The following is a 22,575-nucleotide window of genomic DNA, read 5'->3' on the forward strand; positions in this document are numbered from 1 at the left end:
CTCATGGTTTTGTTATCAATATCGTTTTGTCAATAGCGCTGGCATACAGAAAGACCGGCATGGCCGGCCTTTTCTTGTCAGGTGGTTGGTTTACCAGAGCGCCTTGCCGCTCGCGTCCTTCAGGTTGGCGCGCCAGGCGTCCTGCATCAGCTTGGTCACATCGGCCGGCATCGGCACGTAGTCCAGATCGGCGGCGGCAGGCGCGCCGTTCTTGAAGGCCCAGTCGAAGAACTTCAGCACTTGCCGGCCCTTGGCGGCGTCCTGGGTCTTGTGCACCAGGATGTACGAGGCGCCGGTGACCGGCCAGGCGCCCTTGCCGGCCTGGTTGGTCAGGATGACGGCGAAGCCCGGGGTGCCTTTCCAGTCGGCGCTGGCGGCGGCGGCCTTGAAGGCGTCGTCCGACGGCTGCAGCCAGGCGCCGTCGGCGCCCTGCAGCTGGGTGTGCGCCATCTTGTTCTTCTTGGCATAGGCCCACTCGACATAGCCGATGCTGCCCTTGATGCGCTGCACGTTGGCGGCCACGCCCTCGTTGCCCTTGCCGCCCACGCCGACCGCCCACTTGACGGTGGTGCCGACGCCGATGGTCGATTTCCAGGCCGGGCTGACCTTGCTCAGGTAGTCGGTCCACAGGAACGAGGTGCCCGAGCTGTCGGCGCGGCGCACGACGGTGATGTCGTTGGTTGGCAGCTTGACGCCCGGGTTCAGCGCGGCGATCTGCGGCGCGTTCCACTTGGTGATCTTGCCCATGTAGATGTCGGCGATGACCGCGCCGCTCAGCTTCAGCTGGCCCGGGGCGATGCCGTTCAGGTTCACGATCGGCACCACGCCGCCCATCACGGCCGGGAACTGGAACAGCCCCGCGGCATTGAGCTCATTGGCCGCCAGCGGCATGTCGGATGCGCCGAAGTCGACGGTCTTGGCCTTGATCTGCTTGATGCCGGCGCCCGAACCGACCGACTGGTAGTTCAGGCCGACCCCGCTAGCCGCCTTGTACAGCTCGGCCCACTTGGCATAGATCGGGTACGGGAAGGTCGCGCCGGCGCCGGTGATGTTGGCGTTCTGGGCGCTGGCGGAGAATGCCGTTGCAGCCAGGGCGATCGAGACGAAGAAGTGCTTCATGCGCATATCGGATCCTTTGGAAGTGACACCACGGGACGGTCCCGCTGACGATGTGGCGCAGTCTAACGGGCGAATATGACAGGTTCATGACATATTGGCGAATGTGACATCAACATGACACGCGCGCAAGGATGTCATCCACGGGAATGGCGCGGCGCGCGAATGGCCATCGGCGTCGACCGAATCATGCCATGTTCCGCACCGCGACGCTTGTAAATACACCATTGCCTGCTATCCTGAGAGGGTAGTCATGACATGGAGGGGATGCCGAGAGGCGTTTTGTTTCAAATGTTAGAGCTGATGGTGATGGGGATTCTGACCGGCCTGGCCGCCCTCGTGGCGTTCGAGATTTACCAGGAAGTCCGCGGCAGTTCCTCCAAGTTGCACGACCGCTATCACGAATAGCGCACGGCCCGCTCGGCGGGCCGATACAGCAGGCGGCGGGCCCGATGGCGCTCGCCGTTTGTCATATTTGGGGGGTGTACCAGGCGCCGGCAGCGCACCGTCGACTTCATCGCATGAAGCGCGCCAGGGCCGTCACCGCCGCCAGGTCGGGCTGCAGGAACTGAAAGCCTACCTTGAACTCGCCACTGCTGAAAATACAGTATGACACCTTGGCCCGCGTCTGGATGGTGACGATGCTGCCCTCGACCAGCAAGTCGAAGGCCACTTGCCCGCCCTGCCCGACCGCCAGCGGATCGGCCAGGCTGATGCTCACGCCGTTGGCGCCGACGTCGCTGGTCTTGCCGGCGATGGGGGGCTGGCCGTCGATGGCGAGCAGGGCCTTGGTACGGTACGCCTTGCGTGGAGATTTCCTTTGGTCTTGGAACACGTGTTTACCCGAATACAGTGAACAAGGCACGATTATAGAATCTACCGGAAAATCCGACAGGTAGTCGCGGACCGCGATCGACCGTCAGTCGATTTCGCGCAACTTGTTGAACGCCTCGTCGATGCGTTCGACCGCGATGATGGTCATGCCCTCGATCCTGGCCTTCGGCGTATTCGATTTCGGGATCACCGCCAGCGAGAAGCCCAGCTTGGCCGCTTCGCGCAAGCGTTCCTGGCCGCGTGGCGCGGGCCGGATTTCGCCGGCCAGGCCGACCTCGCCAAACACCACCAGCCCGCGCGGCAGCGGCTTGTTGCGCATCGACGAGTTGATCGCCAGGAGCACCGCCAGGTCGGCCGCCGGTTCGGTGATCTTGACGCCGCCGACCGCATTGATGAACACGTCCTGGTCGAAGGCCGCGATGCCGGCGTGGCGGTGCAGGACCGCCAGCAGCATCGCCAGGCGGTTCTGTTCCAGGCCGACCGACAGGCGGCGCGCGTTGGGCAGGTGGCTGGTGTCGACCAGCGCCTGGATCTCGACCAGCAAAGGCCGCGTTCCCTCCTGCGTCACCATGACGCAGGAGCCGGGCACCTGGCTGTCGTGCTGGGACAGGAACAGGGCGGAAGGATTCGAGACGCCCTTCAGGCCCTTTTCGGTCATCGCGAACACGCCCAGTTCGTTCACCGCGCCGAAGCGGTTCTTGATCGCCCGCACCAGGCGATAGCTCGATTGCGTATCGCCTTCGAAGTACAGCACGGTATCGACGATGTGTTCCAGCACGCGCGGGCCGGCCAGCGCGCCTTCCTTGGTGACGTGGCCGACCAGGATGATGGTCACGCCGGTCTGCTTGGCCACCCGCGTGAGCTGGGCCGCGCATTCGCGCACCTGGGCCACCGAGCCGGGAGCCGACGTCAGCGCATCGGAATACATGGTCTGGATCGAGTCGATCACCACCACCTCGGGCTTGAGGTCGGCGATGGTGCCGAGGATTTTCTCGAGCTGGATCTCGGCCTGCAGTTTCAGGTCTTTCGCATCCACCGCCAGGCGGCGCGCGCGCAGCGCGATCTGGGCGCCGGATTCCTCGCCGCTGACGTAGAGGGTGCTGCGGATGGTGGACAGGCTCGACAGCGCCTGCAGCAGCAGGGTCGACTTGCCGATGCCGGGGTCGCCGCCGATCAGGACCACGCCGCCGGCCACCAGGCCCCCGCCCAGCACGCGGTCGAATTCCTCGATGCCGGTGCCGAAGCGCGGCACGTCGATCGCCTCGATGTCGGCCAGGGACAGTACCGGCGCCGTCTGCGCCAGGCTGCGGTGCGGGGTCTGCGACATGCGGTTGACGCCCGGCGTGTCGACGACGGTCTCGACCATCGTGTTCCAGGCCTTGCAATCGGCGCACTGGCCGGTCCAGCGGCTGGCGATCGCGCCGCACTCGCTGCAGGTGTAATTGGTTTTTGCTTTTGCCATCATGTCGATATGGGGTTGGTCGGGCCGGTGTTCAACCGGCGCTCAACTGGCACTCAACCGTCGGTGCCGAGACGGCCTTCGGTGACGCGCACGCGCGGCGCCAGGGCGCACATCAGCTCGTAGCCGATGGTGCCCGCGGCCTGCGCCACTTCGTCGATCGGCAACCCGTCGCCCCACAGGGTGACCTTGCTGCCGATGCGGGCGTTGGGAACCGGCGTCAGGTCGACGGTCATCATGTCCATGGAGACCCGGCCGACGAGCGTCGTGCGCACGCCGTCGACGAGCACCGGCGTGCCGTGCGGCGCGCTGCGCGGGTAGCCGTCGGCATAGCCGCAGGCCACCACGCCGATCGTCATCGGGCCTTCGGCCTCGAAGCGGCTGCCGTAGCCGACCGTGTCGCCCGGCCCGATATGCTGGATGCCGATCACTTCCGAGCGCAGGGTCATGGTGGGGCGCAGGCCGAAATCCCGGGCGCTGCGCCCGCCCGGCGTGCCGCCGTAGAGCATGATGCCGGGGCGGACCCAGTCGTTCGACAACTGGTCGGCGAGTTCGGCCTGGTGCAGCACGCCGCCCGAATTGGACAGGCTGCGCTCGCCGGCCAGGTCGGCGGCCCCCAGCTGGAAACGCCGCACCTGCTCGGCGATCGTCAGGCGCGGATGCTCCAGCTCGTCGGCATTGGCGAAATGGGTCATGTGGGTGATCGAGCGCACGTCGCGGATCGCGCGCAGGCGCTGGTAGGCGGCGCCGTACTGGGCGGGCGGAAAACCCAGGCGGTTCATCCCCGTGTTCATCTTCAGGTAGACGTCGATCGGGCGGTACAGCTGCGTGTACTCGAGCAGCTTGACCTGCTCGATGCTGTGCACGGCGGTGGCGATATTGTGCTCGGCCAGCATGGGCACGTCGGCCGCTTCGAAGAATCCCTCTAATAAAAGAATCGGCTTGATCCAGCCGAGTTCGCGCAGGCGGATCGCGCTTTCCAGCTCGACCAGCGCCAGGCCGTCGGCAGTGGCGAAGCCGCGCATCGCGCGTTCAAGGCCGTGGCCGTAGGCATCGGCTTTCACGACGGCCCAGATCTTCGCCAGCGGCGCGCAGCTGCGCGCCTGGGCCAGGTTGTGCTGCATCGAATCGAGGTGGATGGTGGCGAAGAGCGGACGCGGCATGGCAAGCTTTTAAAGAAAAACGGAGGCGATCCGGTATAAGACGTCAGGTGTCTATTCTACCGGAGCGGGCCGCGCGCTGCCGCCGCGTCCGCGTTTCCGGTTTCGCCGGTCTATGCATTCATGGTATAAAGCAACCCGGACCAGATTTGTGAATTCTCGAATGAACCGTGGTTTCTATACCATCATGGCGGCGCAGTTCTTCTCGTCGCTGGCGGATAACGCGCTCCTGTTTGTCGCGATCAGCCTGCTCGTCGCAATGGACGCCCCGGCATCGCTGACTCCGTTGCTGAAGCTGTCATTCGTGCTGTTCTACGTCCTGCTCGCCGCTTTCGTGGGCGCCTTCGCCGATGCGCTGCCCAAGGGGCGCGTGATGTTCATCGCGAACATCATCAAGGTCGCCGGCTGCGCCCTGATGTTCTTCACCGTCCACCCCCTGATCGCGTATGCCGTGGTCGGCTTCGGCGCGGCCGTGTATTCGCCCGCCAAGTACGGCATCCTGACCGAACTGCTGCCGCCCGAGAAGCTCGTGCCTGCCAATGGCTGGATCGAGGGACTGACCGTGATGTCGATCATCTTCGGCACCGTGCTCGGCGGCACCCTGGTGAGCGAGCGCGGCGTGAACTTCCTGCTGTCGTTTGACGCCTTTACGGCCCTGGGCATCACGACCGGCGCCGAAGCGGCGATGGCGGTGGTGGTCGGCATCTACATGCTGGCTGCCCTGTTCAACCTGCGCATCCCGGACACCGGCGCGCGCTACGAGCACCAGGAACGCAACCCCATCAAGCTAATCACCGACTTCGCCAACTGCTCGGCCACCCTGTGGCGCGACAAGCTGGGCCAGATTTCGCTGGCGGTGACGACCCTGTTCTGGGGCGCCGGCGCCACTCTGCAATTCATCGTGCTGAAATGGGCCGAGCGCTCGCTCGGCCTGCCGCTGGACAAGGCCACGAACCTGATCGGCGTGGTCGCGATCGGCGTGGCGCTGGGCGCGGCGATGGCGGCGCGCATGATCCCGCTGCGCAAGTCCTTGAGCGTGATCCCGATGGGCATCATCATGGGCCTGGTCGTGACCAGCATGGTGTTCGTGCATTCGGTGTCGGTGGCCTATCCGCTGCTGGCCCTGATCGGCTTCCTGTCGGGCTTCTTTGTGGTGCCGATGAACGCGCTGCTGCAGCACCGCGGCCACGTCCTGATGAGCGCGGGGCACTCGATCGCGGTGCAGAACTTCAACGAGAACCTGTCGATCCTGGTGATGCTGGCCGCCTACGCGGTCATGATCACGCTGAACCTGGACCTGGACATCATCATCGTCATCTTCGGCCTGTCGGTCGCCGGCATCATGCTCCTGATCCAGCGCCGCCACACCCTCAACCAGCGCGAACACGATTCGCTCGGACTGATCGGCGAAGGCAAACACTGACCCTGACCCCTACCATAGGGTCAGTGTCGAATTGTTTGACAACGTTTCGCCCCAGCCATTGCTCAACGCGCGAACCAGCTAGCTGATTATCCCAAGCACTTGCTCGGACAGCGCACTCTGTCCCCAATTTCGCCTCCATGCGAAAAATTGCTCAATAAGTCGACTCTGACCCTCATTGTTTTGCAATGAAATTTAAGCCAAGGAAGCAGCGGCTGTTCAGCGCATTCCGCCGCGTCTCGGCATTCTTCGTATTCCTTGCCTTACCTTCACATAAACAGATCCCACCGGCAAAAAAATAATGAGGGTCAGAGTCGACTTATTGGGCAATTCCTCAAAGTTGTCAAACAATTCGACTCCGACCCTATTTATTTACTGTCGAGCTGGCCAGCGGAAAAAGGATGACTCGGGGGCGACTTATTGCGCGCTGCGGAAAGTTGTCAAACAATTCGACGCTGACCCTCATTGAGGGCTGGGCTATGTTGGCGTGCGCGCCTGAGCGGCGCGGGCGCGCCAGTCGTTGGGGACGATGAAGCCGCGGTCGGTTTCTTCGATGAGATCGTCCCGGCGGCGCACGGTCGCCACCAGCAGCGGCGTGCCGGACGTGGCGAAAGCTTGCGCCAGCGCGGCGCCGAGCTCGGTACGGGTCAGCAGCCGATGCGCGCTCGATTGCGCCAGGCACGGCGCCAGCCATTCCAGCTTCGGCAGGATCAGGAAATCCTCACCGGGGATGGCGTCCAGTTCGTCGAGCGCGCACCAGAAGCCGCGGCAGTGGCCGGCCGTGATGCCCTGCATTGCCGGCCAGTTGCCGGCGGGATAGAACAGCCAGCCCTTGACGAGGGCCAGCGCCTGGGTCACCGGGCGCGGCAGCAGCGCCTGCGCCGCCGGATGCTCGCCCAGCGCGAGCTGGCGCTCGAATACCTTGCGCATCTTGGCGCCCAGGCTGTCGGCCAGGTTGGGCCCCACCAGGGCATCGAATTCGTTCGCGGCGCCGCCATCGAGCAGATAGAACTTGGTGGCGAACTCGATATGGGTCAGTGCGTCCGCGCCGCGCTCGAGCAAAAAGTCGAACTCGCCCACCGTGTCGTTGCGGCTGGCGCGCACCTGCAGGCCGTGGCGCACCAGGCGGCCCTGTTCGGCGAAATAGAAGGCCATCAACTTCTCGGCATACAGCCCGAGGCGGGTGTACGTCTTGCCGCCCAGCGCCGCCTCGAGCCTGGACGGGTCCCGGTCGAGTTGCGCCAGCCAGTCGCCCACGTCCGGCGTGACCGGGCCGAGCGTGGCAATGCGGCCCGCCCACGCCGAAGCCGCGGCGTCCAGCAGGTCGGGAGAATCGAGCAGCCAGGCCAGCGCGCGCACCGGCGCCCGCCGCAGGTGACCCCAGCGGCGGTGGAAGGCCGCCTGATGGGCGCTAGTCGCGTGGTCCAAGGGAGCGTGCCCGGCACAGGTCGGCCCAGGCCAGCGCCTTATTGTCGCCGCGCAGCAGCAACTCGCCCGGATGCAGGGTCGCCACCAGCGGCACCTCGTTCAGCTGATGGACCTCGCCGCGCGCACCGGCCAGGGGCTCCTGCAGCGCGCGGCCCAGCAAGCCGTTGGTCGCGACCTGGCCCAGAGTCAGCACGGTCGAGGCCCGGGTGAGCGCCAGTTCGCGTTCGACGAAAGGACGGCAGGCGGCAATCTCGCCGGGGGTCGGCGCGCGCTCGCCCCCCTTCGCGTTCAGCGGCCGGCACTTGACCAGCGGCGTGACGTAGGCATCGCGCTCACGCGACAACCCGACCGCGTGCAGCATATTGTCGAGCAGCTTGCCGGGTTCGCCCGTCAGCGGCTGGCCGGCTTCTTCGTCGAGCGCGCTCGGGGTGCCGGCGGCGATCAGCCAGCGCGCCTGGCGCGGGCCGGCGCCAAACACCGGCTTGCGACCGTCGCCGCAGGCGCAATCCTTGCAAGCCGCGATCGCCTGGCGCAGCCCGGCCCAATCCATCGTGGCGACGTCGGGCGCCGCCGGCTCGGTTGCGACGCCGTCGTCCCAGGCCGCTTCGTCTTGCGCGGGCGGCGGATTGCGGTAAGGCGGCGCGGACAGCGGCGTGTGGACGCGCGCGGCCGGCGCGGATGCGGCTGCAGGTGCGGGCGCGGAGATTGGCGCCACTGCGGGCATTGCTGCAGGCGCCGGTGCGGGCGCGGCGGCGTCCGGCGCCGCCCCGACGACGGCCGCCTCGGCCGCCGGATCGGCCACGGCCGGCGCATCGCGCAGCCGCCACAGCGGGCCGATGCCCATCTCGGCCAGGAACAGCGCATCGCGCTGGCTCAGGTTCGTCATAAATCCAGTCTCATCACGATCGCGTCCTCGCGGCCCGCCGCGCCGGCCGGATAATAGCCCTTGCGGCGGCCGATCTGCACATAGCCATGGCGGCGATACACTTCCAGCGCCCGTTCGTTCGACGGCCGCACCTCGAGCAGGATCGACGCCATGCCGTGCCCGCGTGCGCGCGCCGCGATCTGGTAGAGCAGGCGCCGGCCCAGGCCCTGGCGCTGGCGCTTGCCGGCCACCGCGACGTCGAGCAGGTGCGCCTCGTCGAGCGCGTACATCAACAGGTAATACCCGGCCAGCTCGCCGTCTGCGTCGCGCACGGTCCAGCAATCGTAACCGCTTTCCACTGCGTCGACGAAGTTGCCGCGGCTCCAGGGAAAGGGAAAGACGCTGCATTCGAGCGCCCATACCTCGTCCACGTCGGCCGCCGTCATCGGGGCCAGGTGCAGGCCGGTATCCTGCAACTGCGTCATGTGCCGGCCCTGGCGGCCGCGCTGGCCTGCGCGCTGGCCTGATTGATCGCCTGGCGCTCGGCGCTGGTGTAGGCGACCTTGTTGCGCAGGTAGAGCGGCTGGGCCTGGGCCGCGGGCACGCCCTTCCCGGCCGCCAGCGCGCCGCGCGCCAGCAGCGCCAGCTCACGCGCATGCGGCACGATGCCGGGCAAGGCGGCTTGCGCGAACGGCTTGCCGGCGAAGGCGTCGGCATACTCCGCAAAGCCGTTGCCGCAAGCCCTCAGACCTTCCGCCGCGAGCGGCGCCACGTCCTGCGGCGCCGACAGCGCGGGCGCGAGCACCTCGAGCCACTTGCCACCGTCGAAGCGGTACTGGGCCCAGTACACCTCGCCCATGCGCGCGTCGAGCACGGCCAGCACCTCATCGGCGCCGGTGGCGGCGCGGCAGGCCTCGGCCATCGCTTCCAGGGTCACCAGCGGCAGCACCGGCAGCCTGGCGCCATAGGCCAGGCCCTGGGCCACGCCGCAGGCGGTGCGCACGCCGGTGAACGAACCGGGGCCGGCGCCAAAGGCAATGGCGTCGCAGTCGGCCAGGGCGATGCCGGCCTCTTTCAGCAGTTCCTGCACCATGGGCAGGACCGATTGCGAGTGGCTGCGCACGCCGGGAGTCGAACGCACGATCACGTTGTCCCCGGCCAGCAGCGCGCAGGACGCCAGCTCGGCCGAGGTTTCTATAGCAAGGATGTTAGGCATTGCGCTATTTTACCTTCTCGGCCCGAGGGCTTCCATGGCGCCATGGCGAATCGCCGCTGGATTGCGCCATTGCGGTGCAACATCGCGCCGCAACACCATCCGCAACTCGCTGTACAATGCCGCACATGCAGAGCCTGACCCTCGACTCCACCACCCGCGACGCCGTCGCCGCCGCCGTCCATGGCGACGGCTGGACCGTCGCCTGCCTGTGCGCCGCCTGGTGCGGCACCTGCGCGACCTACCGCGCCACCTTCGAAGAGCTGGCGCTGCGCCATCCCGACAAGCGCTTCGTCTGGATCGACATCGAAGACCAGGCCGACCTGGTGGGCGACCTCGACGTCGACAATTTCCCGACGCTGCTGCTGCAGCGCGGCGACACCGTCGCCTTCTTCGGCACGATTGTGCCGGACGGCGGCGTGGCCGACCGGCTGATCCAGGCCCAGGCCGAACTGGGCGACGACGAGCTGGCGCGCCTCGCGCAGTCGAGCGCAGAGCGCCGCGACTGGCAGGAGGAGTGCAATCTGCGCGTGCTGCTCGGCGCGCCGGACTGATCCGACGTGGATACGCGCCGCAGGTCGCCCTGTGCGCGCTGCTTCCCTCTCGGCGCCTGCGCGGCGTCAGGGTGTCGGCCTTCCTCGACTACCTGAGGGAAGCGTTCCCGAAGGGCATACCAGACGAACTGCCGGCCTGTATCGCGGGCGAGGGCCAGTGCCCGGCCCAAGGGTTCACCCCAATCTCAGCGGCAAGCTGCGCAGGCGCTGCCCGGTCAGCTTGAACACCGCCGCCGCCACCGCCGGCGCCACCGGCGGCACGGCCGGCTCGCCGACGCCTTCCGGATGCGCGCGGCTTGCCATCACGATGGTTTCTACCTGCGGCGCCTGGGCGATGCGCAGCAGCGGATAGTCGCCGAAGTTCGATTGCTGGACCGTGCCTTCTTCGATCGTGATCTCGCCGGCCAGTGCCGCCGACAGGCCGAACACCACGCCCGACTCGACCTGCTGGGCCACGATGTTCGGGTTGACCGCCAGGCCGCAATCGATCGCGCACACCACGCGGTGCACGCGGATCTCGCCATCCTCGACCGAAACCTCGGCCACCTGGGCCACCGTGCTGCCGAACGAGCGGTGCAGCGCCACGCCGTGGGCCCGCCCTGGCGGCGGCTGGCCGGCGGCGCCGACCGCCGCGTCCAGCACCGCCAGCGCGCGCGGATGACGCGCCAGGAGTGTGCGCCGCAGGGCCACCGGATCGTGCCCGCCGGCGTGCGCCACCTCGTCCAGGAACGACTCCTTGAAGAAGGCGTTGTGCGAATGCCCGACCGAGCGCCAGTAGCCGATCGGCACCTGGCTGTCGACCGTCACGTGGGCCACGCGCTGGTTCGGGATCGGATATTGATGGTCGTACGCTCCCTCGGCGGTGGTCTTGTCCGGCCCCAGGCCCGGCAGGCCCAGGCTGCGCTCGACGTACTGGTGGCCGATGGCGCCGCTGGCCGACTTGCTGTCCCAGGCCAGGATGGCGCCGTCCGCGCCCAGTTGCGCCGTGAAGCGCGCCAGCGCCGCCGGCCGGTAGACGTCGTGCATCATGTCCTGCTCGCGGGTCCAGATCAGCTGCACCGGCTGGCCACCAAGGGCCTTGGCGATGGCCACCGCCTGCGCCACCATGTCGACTTCGAGGCGGCGCCCGAAGCCGCCGCCCAGCAGCATCACCTCGATTTCCACGTCCTCGCGCGCCACCCCGGCCACGCGCGCGGCGCAGTCGAGCGCGATGCTCGGCACCTGGGTCGAGGCCCACAGCCGCACCTTGCCGCGCATGACCTGGGCGGTGCAGTTGACCGGTTCCAGCGCCGCATGGGCCAGGAACGGCGCGCGGTATTCGGCGCGCAGCGTTCTTGCCCCGTGCGGTGCGGCGCCCGCGACCGCTTGCGTGCCGGTCTCGTGGTAGACATGCCCCTGCTTGTCGTCGAGCGCGCGCGCCAGGCCGGCCATGACCGCGGCGCTCGAGACCGCCGCCCCCGCGCCCGGCTGCCAGGTGACCGGCAAGGCCTGGGCTGCCTGGCGCGCCTGCCACCAGGTCGACGCCACTACCGCTATACCGGCTGCGGCTGCGGCAGCAGCCCCGGCGCCGCTGCGCCCAACGAGCGCGGACGAGACGTCGACCACAGCCAGCACGCCCGGCATCCGGCGCACCGCGTCGGCGTCGAAGGCCGCGACCGTGGCGCCGATCGCCGGCGCCATCGCCAGCGCCGCATATACCATCCCGGCCGGCCGCGCATCGATGCCGAAACGCGCGCTGCCGTCGGCCTTGGCGCGGCTGTCCAGGCGCGGCTGCGGCTGGCCGATCAGGCGAAATGCCGACGGCGGCTTGAGGCGCACGTCCTTGGCGGTGAGTCCGGCGCCGGCCCGCGCCGCCAGCGCGGCCAGCGCGCCATAGCCGGCGCTGCGGCCGTCGAGGTGGATCACGAAGCCGTCCTCGGTGCGGCAGTCTTCCACCCGCGCCTGCCACGCATCGGCCGCAGCCCGCACCAGCATCGCCCGCGCCACCGCGCCCGCCTCGCGCATCGGCAGCCAGGCATCGCGCACGCTGCTCGAGCCGCCGGTGAACATGATGCCCAGCTCGCGGCCGACCTTCTCCATCAGCCACCGGGCGCCCTGGGCCGTGCGGCCGGCGTCGTCCGGGTGGAACGGCAGGTTTTCGCGCAGCACCGTGACGTTGGCATAGATCTTGTCGATCGGCGGGGCGACCACGCGCACCGCGTCCAGGCCGACGTCGAGTTCCTCGGCCACCAGCATCGGCAGCGCCGTGTGCACGCCCTGCCCCATCTCGCTGCGCGGCACCACCACCGAGACCGCGCCGTCGGGCGCGAGCGCGACCCAGCCATTGAGCGCGACCTCATCGCCGGCAAGCTCCAGCGGGCGCGAAGGATGCAGGCGCTGGCGCGGCGGCTGCATCCCCCAGCCGATCAGCAGCGCGCCGCCGGCGGCGAGGCCCGCCAGCAAAAAGTTACGGCGCGCCGGCGCACGGACCTTCTTGTTCACCTTCTCAGGCACCCGGCGTGCCTCCCCAGCGCGCCAGGATCTCGTCGTGCGCGAGCGGCTTGCCATACAAATAGCCCTGGGCCAGGTTGCAGCCATGGGCCAGCAGGAAGGCCCCCTGTTCCTCGCGCTCTACGCCTTCCGCGATCACCGACAGGTTCATGCTCTTGCCGAGCTGGATGATCGCGATCGCGATCGCCCCGTCGTCCGGATCCTGGGGGATGTCCTTGATGAAGCTGCGGTCGATCTTGAGGGTCTGCACCGGCAACTGCTTCAGGTAGGCCAGCGACGAGTAGCCGGTGCCGAAGTCGTCGATCGCCAGGCACACGCCGATCGCATGCAGGTCGTTCACGTACTGCAGCGCGTCGCCCGTGTTCATGATCGCCGATTCCGTCACCTCGAGCTGCAGGCGCTCTGGCGCCAGGCCGGCGTCCCCCAGCACCGCGGCCACGGCGGCGGCCATGCCGCCGCGCTCGAACTGGCGCACCGACAGGTTGACGGCGATCTTCGGCACCGACAGCCCCTGCGCTTCCCACGCCACCATCTGGCGGCAGGCTTCCTGCAGCACCCACTGGCCCAGCTGGCCGATGAAGCCGGTGTCCTCGGCCAGCGGAATGAAGCTGCTCGGGGCGACCTGCCCCAGTTCGGGGCTGTTCCAGCGCAGCAGGGCCTCGACCCCGACCAGGCGGCCGCTGTCGATCTCGACCTGCGGCTGGTAGGCCAGATAGATCTCGTGCTTCTCGACCGCGCGCCGCAGCAGCGCCTCCATGCGCAGGCGCACGGCGCCGTCGCCGCTCATCGCCGGCGCATAGAACCGGTAGCCGTTGCGGCCGCGCGCCTTGGCCTGGTACATCGCAACGTCGGCGTTGCGGATCAGGATGTGCATGTCGCACCCGTCCTGCGGGTACAGGCTGATGCCGATGCTGCCGGTGACGAACAGCTCGTGGCCCGAGACGTCGAACGGCTGCTCGAACATCGCCATCAGCTTGTCGGCCACGCGCGTGGCGCCATGCTCGCCGTCGACGTCTTCCAGCAGCACGATGAATTCGTCGCCGCCCAGGCGCGCCAGGGTGTCGCCTTCGCGCAGGCAGCGCGACAGCGCCTGCGCCGCCTGCTTGAGCAACTCGTCGCCCACGTGGTGGCCGAGCGTGTCGTTGACGTTCTTGAAGCGGTCGAGGTCGATGAACATCACCGCCAGCTGCTCGCCGCCGCGCTCGGCGCGCGCCATCGCGTGGCGCAGGCGGTCGTGGTACAGCAGGCGGTTGGGCAGCGCGGTCAGCGGGTCGTGGTGGGCCAGGTGGTCGAGCTGGATCTGCGATTCGCGCGCGCCCGTGATGTCGCTGAACACGCACACGTAGTGGGTGGTGGCGCCGTCGTCGTCGCGCACCGCCGACACCGTGAGCGCTTCCAGGTAGGCTTCGCCGCCCTTGCGCGTGTCCCAGATCTCGCCGCGCCAGAAGCCGGATGCGCCGAGCTCGCGCCATATTTCCTGGTACAGGGCGGGATCGTTGCGGGTGCCTGCTGCGCTTTCGGTCGCGCTCCCGCCGTGCGCCGACAGGCTCGACGTCCGCCCCAGCGCTTCCTGCTCGGCGTAGCCGGTGATGCGGGTGAAGGCGGGATTGGTGGCCACGATCCGGCCATGCACGTCGAGCACCATCACGCCGTCGGCGATGTGTTCCAGGACGTTGGCCGACAAGCGCAGCTTCTCCTCGGCCAGCTTGCGCTCGGTGATGTCGGCGAACACCCAGATGCTGCCCTCGTTGGCGCGGTTCGGCTTGAGCGCGCAGCCGCTCATCAGGCACCAGAACAGGCTGCCGTCGCGGTGGCGCAGCTGGCGCTCCTCGCCCAGGTCCATGCTTTTCTCGAGCAGCGGATACTGTTCGACGCTGGTGCGTTCGTAGTCTTCGCGGTTCGGATACAGGATCGCGGTCGACTGTCCCACCATCTCGCCTTCGCCGTAGCCGAACAGCGCTTCGCAGCGACGGTTGCTGGAGACGATGCGGCGCTGGCGCACGAACAGCACGCCGAACATGACGTTGTCCAGGATCGCGCCCTGCTCGGCCAGCAGCGCCTCGATGCGCATCTCGTCGTGGCGGCGCTCGCTGATGTCCGAGATGATGCCGTCCACCCGCACGCCTTCCGGCCCATGCAGCGCCGGATCGAGGGCGCCCTGCGGCTGGCCGTGTTCCTGCACCCAGCGCTCGATGCCGTGGGCGTCGATGATCCGGTATTCCATCTCGTAGGCGGCGCCCGACCGGGCCGCGTCGCGCACGGTGCGGTAGTAGGCGCGCCGGTCTTCCGGATGGACGATGGCGGCCCAGTCCTCGGTAGTGGCGCGCATGAAGCGCGCCGCCGGGTAGCCGGTGATCTTCTCGATCTCGTCGCTGACGAATTCGATCGGCCCACCCGCGCGCACCCGGTACACGGCGCCCGGGACCTGGGTCACGATGGTGCGGAACTGTTCCTCGCGGCGCGCGACGTCGGCGAACAGGTCGCGGATCGCCAGGCGCATGCGCTCCATCTGCTCGCCCAGCCGTCCCAGCTCGTCCTGGGCCGACAGCGCCAGCGGGGTCTCGAAGTCGCCACGCGCCAGGCGGTCCGAAAAGCACATCAGCTTGCGCAGCGGCGACAGCAGGCGCCGCCGCAGCAGCAGCGCGATCAGGAGCAGCGACACCGCCAGCTGCAGCGCCAGCACCAGCACCAGCGCATGATTGCCCTGCAGCGCGTCGTCCGGGCCGGCGCCCGCGCGCTGCTGCAGGCCGACCAGCAGGTAGCTGCCGACCACGGCAGGGGCCAGCAGGCCGGCGAACACCACCAGCAGCAACGCTCCGTACAGCGAACGGCCGTACAGCGAACGCAGGCGGGACGGGGGGCGGGCGGCAGGACTCGACATGGAGGCGGGACTGGACGGGCGAACCCGATGCATCAACGATGGTCAGATTATGCACAGTTGCTTGCCTGGAGTCACTAACATCATGGCCGGCGGCATGCCGGTCCCCAGCGCCACCGTCGGCGCCGCGCGACAAGACTTGCTATCATCGGCCTCGTTTTTGGACCAATTCTTTAGCTAAGGAGAAAGACGATATGAGCCATTCCCTGTACGCCGCCTCGGTGCCGGTATTCCGCCAGCTGCTGGGCAGTCTCGCCGCGGTGCTGGAAAAGGCCGAGGCCCATGCCCAGGAACGCCGCATCGAGCCGGACGCCCTGCTCCAGGCGCGGCTCTATCCCGACATGTTCCCGCTGGCCAGGCAAATCCAGATCGCCACCGACTTCGCCAAGGGCGCCGGCGCGCGCCTGGCGGGGATCGAACCGCCGCGCTACGAGGATGGCGAGCGCACCTTCGCCGAGCTGCAGCAACGCATCAGCAAGACGCTGGGCTTCATCGACAGCCTGAAGGAAGCGGACGTGGAAGCCGGCGCCACCCGCGCCATCACCCACGGCAGCGGCGAGCGGGCGCGCCATTTCGACGACGGCGCGCGCTACCTGACGCACTTCGCGCTGCCGCAGTTCTTCTTCCACGCGACGGCGGCGTACGCGATCCTGCGCCACAACGGCGTCCCGATCGGCAAGCGGGATTTCATCGGCGCCTATTGAGAGCGCGCGGCGCTTGACTATGTATTCCGGCGCGGATAACCCTGCGCCAGGATGCGCTGCCATACGACTTCCTTGGCGGCGGCATCCATCGACACCCAGTTGGCGACTTCGGCGACGGTGCGGCCGCAGCCGCGGCACACCTCGTCGAAGGTGGTCGAGCACACCGCGACGCACGGGGTGTCGGGGCGTTCGGACGGCGCCGGCGCGGCGGCGCCGTGTTCAGGCCGGGCCGACATCGAGCTTGTCCCAGCCTTCGTGGCCGAGCTTTTCCATGGTGGCGATATTCTTGTCGAAGATCGCGTCCGCTTCCGGGAAGGCCTCGACCGCGCGCGCGATGCTGTCTTCGCGCAGCAGGTGCAGGATCGGGTACGGGGCGCGGTTGGTGTAGTTCGAGATGTCGGCCGGGTCGGTGTCCGCGAACTGGTAATCCGGGTGGAAGGAAGCCACCTGCAGCTCGCCGTCGAGCTGCAGATCCTCGACCGCGACGTCGGCCACGTCCAGGAATTCGTTGTAGTCCTCGAAATCATTCAGCACGAAGGGGTGGATCAGCAAGGTCGTGTCGACCTGCTCCGGGCTGGTATCGGACAGGTGCTGCAACTCGTCCATCAAGGTCTCAAGCAATTGCTCGGGCGTGGTGGCAGTCGACACGACGTAGCGCACCTGCTCCTTGACATGGACCGACTTGGCGAAGGGACAGAGATTGAGGCCGATGACGGCCCGCTCCAGCCACTTGCGGGTGGCGGCGATGATGGCGTCATCGTCGGCATTCAGATTGGGGGTGCTCATGGTGCAACTTTCGAAAGCAAGGCGAACGGCAAAGCCTGGATTGTACGCACTCTTTGCGCCGACTCATAGTTCGACCCCGCCACGGCGCTAAGGTTTGCCAGACGCGACCGTTATTCATGATGAGTAGGGCAATGCGCGCAGCAGGTCGGGCAACGAGACATCCCTCTCATCAATATGCATGGTATGTACAGCATCTTCCGTTTTCTTGATGCCTACGGATGACATCTTCCGTTCGCCTTCCGAAGTGTAACGAGGCGACTTAATTCTTGACTGACTCGACAATTGATACGTACACTCCCTCCTTGTCCTGTTCTTTCGTTCCTGGACGCAACATTGGAAACGCCTCACCATGAAGCCCATGCACGATACGAAACGCTCGATCCTGACCCTGGCTGCGCTGGCCCTCCTGGCGGCAGCGCCGCTGAGCCAGGCGCTGGACGCGGCCCCGGCGCCAAGCGCCCGCGCCGCGTCGGGCATCGAACGGCCGGCACTGTCGCCGGCGCTGCCGGTGATGAAGCTGGACGCCGACGACTACCGCGAGACCGATGTCTGGGGCCGCATCCGCAGCGGCTATGCGATTCCCGACCTGAACAATGCCCTGGTGACGCGCCACGCCCAGGCCTATGCGGCGCACCCGGCCAACCTGTCGCGCATTTCCGGGCGCGCCTCGCCCTACCTGTATCACGTGGTGTCGGAACTGGAAAAGCGCGGCATGCCGACCGAACTGGCCCTGCTGCCGGTCATCGAATCGGCCTTCAATCCGCAGGCCATGTCGAGCGCCAACGCCGCCGGCCTGTGGCAATTTGTGCCGGGCACCGGCAAGGACTTCGACCTGCGCCAGAACATGTTCAAGGACGAGCGGCGCGGCGTGATTGCCTCGACCGACGCCGCCCTGACCTATCTGCAGCGCCTGTACACGATGTTTGGCGACTGGCCGCTGGCCCTGGCGGCATATAACTGGGGCGAAGGCAATGTTCAGCGTGCCATCAAGAAAAACCAGGAACTCGGCAAGCCGACCGACTTCGAGAGCCTGGCCGAGCTGATGCCGGCCGAGACCCGCAACTACGTCCCCAAGCTGCAGGCAGTCAAGAATGTGGTGGCAAATCCATCCCAGTACGGCGTGACCCTGCCGGCGATCGACAACCAGCCTTATTTCACGACGATCGACAAGACCAGCGACATCGACCTGGCCATCGCGGCCCAGCTGGCCGAGATGTCGCTGGACGAATTCAAAGCGCTCAATCCGCAGTTCAAGAAGCCGGTCATCATCGGCGGCGAGCGCACCAAGATCCTGCTGCCGACCGAGAATGCCGAGAAATTTCACATCAACCTGGCGCAGTGGGGCCAAGCCCTGTCTACCTGGACCACGCACAAGATCACCGGCGCCCGGGTGACGATCGCCCAGCTGGCCTCGAAGTTCGGCACCACGCCCGAAGTGATTCGCCAGGCCAACAACATCCCGCCGCAGTCGCGCCTGAAGGCCGGCTCGACGATCCTGGTGCCGAGGACCTCGGCCTCCGGCCACGCCGACATCGCCGAGAACATCATCGAGAACGCCGTCGTGGCCTTCGAAGCCGACCGCGGCAAGGTCAAGCGCAGTGCCTCGCGCTTCAAGGCCAAGGCCGACGCCGGCAAGAACGGCAAGCGCATCGCGCGCAATACCTCGTCCAAGCGCAAGCAGCGCTGAGCGCGCCGCCCGTGCCAGAATATTGCCATGCAGCATAAACTGCATGGTTTTGCGTTGTGTCGTGCAGAGAACCGGAAAAACCTGTATAGTACGGTTTGTGCGCTGCGACATGATCCGCTTTCAAGCCGACAGTCACTGCAGCGACAGCAGTACCAGCACAGCAGTACCAGCACTACAACCAGCAGCTACGCAAACCCCAGGCAGCTCGACCAGAGCGCCTTTCCAAAGCCTCCCGCCTTGCGTGTCGTTTCCAGACACCGTCCCGGCGCAAAGCTTTTGTGCCGAAATTTCTTTCATTACTGAGTCATTTCGTTTGTCGGTTCGCGTTGCATTTTTACGTTCGCGCCACATGTGCGAACGCATGATTTATTCTGAAAGTAAAGAACACATGAGTTTTGAAGCCCTAGGCCTGCACGCGTCCATCGTCCAGGCAGTCGCCGATACCGGCTACACCACCCCGACCCCGGTCCAGGCGCAAGCCATCCCTGCAGCCATCGCCCGCCGCGACCTGCTGGTCTCGTCGCAAACCGGTTCGGGCAAGACCGCGGCCTTCATGCTGCCGGCCCTGCACCACCTGGCGAACGCCGAGCCTCTGCCTGCCGGCAAGACCCCTGCGCAAGAAGCGCAGGCTGCCAAGGCCCGCGGCGAGCGCGTTCGTTTCAAGCCGGCGCAACCAAAGATGCTGGTCCTGACCCCGACCCGCGAACTGGCCCTGCAAGTGACCAGCAATACCGAAAAATACACGGCCCACATGCGCCGCGTGCGTTGCGTCTCGATCCTGGGCGGCATGCCGTATCCGAAGCAGATGCAACTGCTGGCGAAGAATCCTGAAATCCTGGTCGCCACCCCGGGCCGCCTGATCGACCACATGGAATCGGGCAAGATCGACTTCTCGCAGCTCGAGATCCTGGTGCTGGACGAAGCCGACCGCATGCTCGACATGGGCTTCATCGACGACATCGAGAAGATCGTCGCCGCTACCCCATCGACCCGCCAGACCATGCTGTTCTCGGCAACCCTGGACGGCATCGTGGGCAATATGGCGCGCCGCATCACCACCGATCCGATGACGATCCAGGTCGTCAGCGCCGGCAACCGTCACGAGAACATCGTGCAGCGCGTGCACTTTGTCGACGACCTGTCGCACAAGAACCGCCTGCTCGACCACCTGCTGCGCGACGAGACGATGGACCAGGCCGTGGTGTTCACCGCCACCAAGCGTGACGCCGACATGATCGCCGACCGCCTGAACATCGCCGGCTTCGCCGCCGCCGCACTGCATGGCGACATGCACCAGGGCGCCCGCAACCGCACGCTCGACGGCATGCGCCGCGGCAGTGTGCGCGTGCTGGTGGCCACCGACGTCGCCGCGCGCGGCATCGACGTGCCGACCATCACCCACGTGGTGAACTACGACCTGCCGAAGTTCCCCGAGGACTATGTGCACCGTATCGGCCGTACCGGCCGCGCCGGCCGCAACGGCACCGCGATCTCGCTGGTGAACCATGCCGAAAACATGAACATCCGCCGCATCGAGCGCTTCACGCGCCAGCCGATCCCGGTCAATGTGGTCGAAGGTTTCGAGCCGAAGCGCAGCGCGGCGCCACGCACGGCAGCGCGTCCGGGCTGGAAGCCGGGCGACGGCCGCAACGCCAAGCCGGCCCAGCGCGGCTTCGGCAAGCCGTCGGGCCCGCAAGGCGGCTACGCCGATCGCGCGCCACGCGAAGGCTTCGCGGCGCGTCCGCAGGGCGACCGCCCTGCCGGCGAGAGCCGTTACGCCGACCGTGGCCCGCGTGAAGCTTACGCACCGCGCCCACAAGGTGACCGTCCGGCCGTCGACCGTGCGCCACGCGACGGCGCCCGCTTCGCCGGCCCGCGCGAAGGCCAGGGCCAGCGCCGCGAAGGCGGCTACAAGGGCGCCCACCCGCGCTCGATGGACGGCGCCCGCCGTTCGTTCGGCGAATAAGCATGTCCCCGCGCAGGCGGGGATCCTGACTGAACGTCAGTGAAGAGCGGCTGCTTCGGCAGCCGTTTTTTTTGGCGCCGGCCCGGCGCCAAGCATCCGTGCCCGACTTGCGCGATAATTCGTCGATCAACGATAACCGGATGACCTCATGAGCACCACCGACCAACCCATCAAACTCACCTCGTTCTCGCACGGCGGCGGCTGCGGCTGCAAGATCGCGCCCGGCGTGCTGGCCGAGATCCTGAAATCCTCCGGCGGCTTCCCGCTGCCGAAGGAGCTGATGGTAGGCATCGAGACCTCGGACGACGCCGCGGTCTACCAGATCAACGACGAGCAGGCGCTGGTCGCCACCACCGATTTCTTCATGCCGATCGTCGACGACCCGTTCGACTTCGGCCGCATCGCCGCCACCAATGCCATCTCGGACGTGTACGCGATGGGCGGCACCCCGATCATGGCGCTGGCCCTGGTCGGCATGCCGATCAACAAGCTGCCGCTCGAGACCATCGGCCGGATCCTGGAAGGCGGCGCATCCATCTGCCGCGAAGCCGGCATCCCGATCGCTGGCGGCCATACGATCGATTCTGTCGAGCCGATCTATGGCCTGGTGGTGATGGGCCTGGTGCACCCGTCGAAGGTCAAGAAGAACAGCGCCGCCCGCGCCGGCGACGTGCTGGTGCTGGGTAAACCCCTGGGCGTGGGCGTGCAGTCGGCCGCGCTGAAAAAAGGCGTGCTGGGCGAGGAAGGCTATGCGGCGATGATCGCCAACACCACCAAGCTGAACAAGCCGGGCCGCCTGCTGGCCGACATGCCCGGCGTGCACGCCATGACCGACGTCACCGGCTTCGGCCTGCTGGGTCACCTGCTCGAACTGGCGCGCGGCGCGCAATTGCATGCGCAGCTCGACATGCCGGCGATCCCGCTGCTGCCCAGCGTGCTGCAACTGGCGCACGACGGCATCTTCACCGGCGCGTCAGGCCGCAACTGGGATGCCTATGGCAGGGATGTGCAGCTGGACGCCGCGCTCACCCCGGCCCATCGCGCCTTGCTGACCGATCCGCAAACCTCGGGCGGGCTGCTGGTGGCCTGCGATCCGGCCTCGGTCGACGAGGTGCTGGCCCTGTTCGCGCGCGAAGGGTTCCTCGACGCGGCGGTGGTCGGCCGCATCGAAGCCGGCGCCGCCGGCGTCACCGTGCGCGCCTGAACGTAGCGGCATCCGGGGGCGCTCAGCGGCGCTCAGCGCCCAACCCCAAGCGCCTCGCCATGCCCGGCCAGCTGGAACAGGCCGGGATCCGTCCCCGGCTGGCCCAGCACGGGCGACAGGCGCAGCTCGGCGCCGTCGAGCACCAGGCGTGCCGACGGCCATTGCAACAGGTTGTGGCGCGGCGCGACGCCGCCGGCCGGCATCGACACCAGCCAGCTCAGCGCGCCGAGCCCCCGGTCGACCAGGCTCAGGCACCAGGCATGACTGCCGTGCACGCCGATGCGGTAGCCCGCGGCGCCGCCCAGCGCGCTGCGCACGCCGGCGAGATAGCTCTTCAGGCCGCCGTCGATATCGGCAGGCGTCGCGTCCTCGCCCAGCGCGAAATAGATCGCACTGCCAGGCGGCTGCCCCGCCGCGCGGGCCAGGCGCAAGGCCTCGGCGCCATCGCGCAAGCCCTGCTGGCGCGACTGCTGGCGCCAGAGCGGGTCGCGCGCCACGCATCCATCCCATAGCGCGCCGATGCGCAGCCCGGCGCCGCACAACTGCTCTGCCTCGTGGGCGCCGAGATTGATCGATGGATCGCGGCTGTAGCGCCGCATGACGAAGTCGATGCCGCGCCGGCGCAGCGACGCGGCGTGGGCCGCGATGGCGAACGGCGAATCGCAGCCGCGCAGCAGTCCCATGGCGCGGCGCCCGTCAACCGTGGTGCGCGCCATGGGATTGCTGCGCCGGATTCGGCAAGATGCGCGCCGCCAGGGCCAGCGTGACGGCATGAATGGTGCTCATGGCTCCTCCCGATTCGTTTTTTGCG

Annotated in this window: 19 protein-coding genes; 6 read left to right on the top strand and 13 right to left on the bottom strand. The window is 67.5% G+C overall.

The window, feature by feature from the left end; translation table 11 throughout:
- Nucleotides 1–90 precede the first annotated feature (90 nt).
- The 4 genes from pstS to alr form a co-directional block, all read right to left on the bottom strand.
- On the bottom strand, nucleotides 91–1,125 hold the full coding sequence (pstS, locus tag ABIB38_RS19955) for a phosphate ABC transporter substrate-binding protein PstS (RefSeq protein WP_429206445.1): 1,035 nt from the start codon (nucleotides 1,123–1,125) through the stop codon (nucleotides 91–93).
- Between the two features lie 505 nt (nucleotides 1,126–1,630).
- A complete protein-coding gene (locus ABIB38_RS19960; protein WP_429206446.1) occupies nucleotides 1,631–1,951 on the bottom strand; it encodes a PilZ domain-containing protein in 321 nt (106 codons plus the stop codon).
- Nucleotides 1,952–2,035: 84 nt separating this feature from the next.
- Entirely contained in the window at nucleotides 2,036–3,412 is a 1,377-nt protein-coding gene (radA, locus tag ABIB38_RS19965) for a DNA repair protein RadA (RefSeq protein ID WP_429206447.1), read from the bottom strand.
- Between the two features lie 53 nt (nucleotides 3,413–3,465).
- Entirely contained in the window at nucleotides 3,466–4,572 is a 1,107-nt protein-coding gene (gene alr, locus ABIB38_RS19970) for an alanine racemase (protein WP_429206448.1), read from the bottom strand.
- Nucleotides 4,573–4,732: 160 nt separating this feature from the next.
- Here alr and lplT point away from each other — a divergent pair, with 160 nt between their 5' ends.
- Nucleotides 4,733–5,992 (top strand): lysophospholipid transporter LplT, encoded by a 1,260-nt coding sequence (gene lplT / locus ABIB38_RS19975; protein ID WP_429206449.1) that lies wholly within the window; start codon nucleotides 4,733–4,735, stop codon nucleotides 5,990–5,992.
- A gap of 474 nt (nucleotides 5,993–6,466) precedes the next feature.
- On the opposite strand, the gene ABIB38_RS19980 is transcribed toward lplT, so the two are convergent.
- The 4 genes from ABIB38_RS19980 to tsaB are packed head-to-tail and all read right to left on the bottom strand — an operon-like array spanning nucleotide 6,467 to nucleotide 9,498.
- Nucleotides 6,467–7,417, bottom strand: coding sequence for a DUF1853 family protein (locus tag ABIB38_RS19980; RefSeq protein ID WP_429206450.1), 951 nt, complete (start codon nucleotides 7,415–7,417; stop codon nucleotides 6,467–6,469).
- Nucleotides 7,401–8,303, bottom strand: coding sequence for a uracil-DNA glycosylase (locus ABIB38_RS19985; RefSeq protein WP_429206451.1), 903 nt, complete (start codon nucleotides 8,301–8,303; stop codon nucleotides 7,401–7,403). The genes ABIB38_RS19980 and ABIB38_RS19985 overlap by 17 nt, the downstream gene beginning before the upstream one ends.
- A complete protein-coding gene (gene rimI, locus ABIB38_RS19990) occupies nucleotides 8,300–8,767 on the bottom strand; it encodes a ribosomal protein S18-alanine N-acetyltransferase (RefSeq protein WP_429206452.1) in 468 nt (155 codons plus the stop codon). Before rimI ends, ABIB38_RS19985 begins: the two co-directional genes overlap by 4 nt.
- Nucleotides 8,764–9,498, bottom strand: a complete 735-nt coding sequence (tsaB, locus tag ABIB38_RS19995; RefSeq protein WP_429206453.1) for a tRNA (adenosine(37)-N6)-threonylcarbamoyltransferase complex dimerization subunit type 1 TsaB — start codon at nucleotides 9,496–9,498, stop codon at nucleotides 8,764–8,766. Before tsaB ends, rimI begins: the two co-directional genes overlap by 4 nt.
- Nucleotides 9,499–9,623: 125 nt before the next feature.
- Between tsaB and ABIB38_RS20000 the strand changes: the two genes are divergently transcribed.
- A complete protein-coding gene (locus ABIB38_RS20000; protein WP_429206454.1) occupies nucleotides 9,624–10,049 on the top strand; it encodes a thioredoxin family protein in 426 nt (141 codons plus the stop codon).
- Nucleotides 10,050–10,223: 174 nt separating this feature from the next.
- On the opposite strand, the gene ABIB38_RS20005 is transcribed toward ABIB38_RS20000, so the two are convergent.
- Together ABIB38_RS20005 and ABIB38_RS20010 are read right to left on the bottom strand one after the other, a co-directional pair.
- Nucleotides 10,224–12,443 (bottom strand): molybdopterin cofactor-binding domain-containing protein, encoded by a 2,220-nt coding sequence (locus ABIB38_RS20005; RefSeq protein WP_429206509.1) that lies wholly within the window; start codon nucleotides 12,441–12,443, stop codon nucleotides 10,224–10,226.
- 91 nt (nucleotides 12,444–12,534) lie between these two features.
- Nucleotides 12,535–15,420, bottom strand: coding sequence for a bifunctional diguanylate cyclase/phosphodiesterase (locus tag ABIB38_RS20010; RefSeq protein WP_429206455.1), 2,886 nt, complete (start codon nucleotides 15,418–15,420; stop codon nucleotides 12,535–12,537).
- Between the two features lie 191 nt (nucleotides 15,421–15,611).
- Here ABIB38_RS20010 and ABIB38_RS20015 point away from each other — a divergent pair, with 191 nt between their 5' ends.
- Entirely contained in the window at nucleotides 15,612–16,121 is a 510-nt protein-coding gene (locus ABIB38_RS20015) for a DUF1993 domain-containing protein (RefSeq protein WP_429206456.1), read from the top strand.
- 17 nt (nucleotides 16,122–16,138) lie between these two features.
- Here ABIB38_RS20015 and ABIB38_RS20020 read toward each other — a convergent pair whose 3' ends face one another.
- On the bottom strand, nucleotides 16,139–16,357 hold the full coding sequence (locus ABIB38_RS20020; protein WP_429206457.1) for a DUF1289 domain-containing protein: 219 nt from the start codon (nucleotides 16,355–16,357) through the stop codon (nucleotides 16,139–16,141).
- A complete protein-coding gene (locus ABIB38_RS20025; RefSeq protein WP_429206458.1) occupies nucleotides 16,341–16,907 on the bottom strand; it encodes a DUF1415 domain-containing protein in 567 nt (188 codons plus the stop codon). The genes ABIB38_RS20020 and ABIB38_RS20025 overlap by 17 nt, the downstream gene beginning before the upstream one ends.
- 349 nt (nucleotides 16,908–17,256) lie before the next feature.
- On the opposite strand from ABIB38_RS20025, the gene ABIB38_RS20030 reads away from it, so the two are divergent.
- From ABIB38_RS20030 to selD, 3 genes are all read left to right on the top strand, one after another.
- Complete coding sequence (locus ABIB38_RS20030) at nucleotides 17,257–18,594, top strand: transglycosylase SLT domain-containing protein (protein WP_429206459.1); 1,338 nt, start codon at nucleotides 17,257–17,259, stop codon at nucleotides 18,592–18,594.
- Nucleotides 18,595–18,982: 388 nt separating this feature from the next.
- Nucleotides 18,983–20,560, top strand: coding sequence for a DEAD/DEAH box helicase (locus ABIB38_RS20035; RefSeq protein ID WP_429206460.1), 1,578 nt, complete (start codon nucleotides 18,983–18,985; stop codon nucleotides 20,558–20,560).
- Nucleotides 20,561–20,708: 148 nt separating this feature from the next.
- Nucleotides 20,709–21,764 (top strand): selenide, water dikinase SelD, encoded by a 1,056-nt coding sequence (selD, locus tag ABIB38_RS20040; RefSeq protein ID WP_429206461.1) that lies wholly within the window; start codon nucleotides 20,709–20,711, stop codon nucleotides 21,762–21,764.
- A 32-nt stretch (nucleotides 21,765–21,796) separates the two neighbouring features.
- On the opposite strand, the gene ABIB38_RS20045 is transcribed toward selD, so the two are convergent.
- Nucleotides 21,797–22,480, bottom strand: a complete 684-nt coding sequence (locus ABIB38_RS20045; RefSeq protein WP_429206462.1) for a glycoside hydrolase domain-containing protein — start codon at nucleotides 22,478–22,480, stop codon at nucleotides 21,797–21,799.
- Between the last annotated feature and the right edge of the window lie 95 nt (nucleotides 22,481–22,575).

This window comes from Massilia sp. UYP11 (assembly GCF_050434805.1).
Classification (GTDB): domain Bacteria; phylum Pseudomonadota; class Gammaproteobacteria; order Burkholderiales; family Burkholderiaceae_D; genus Telluria.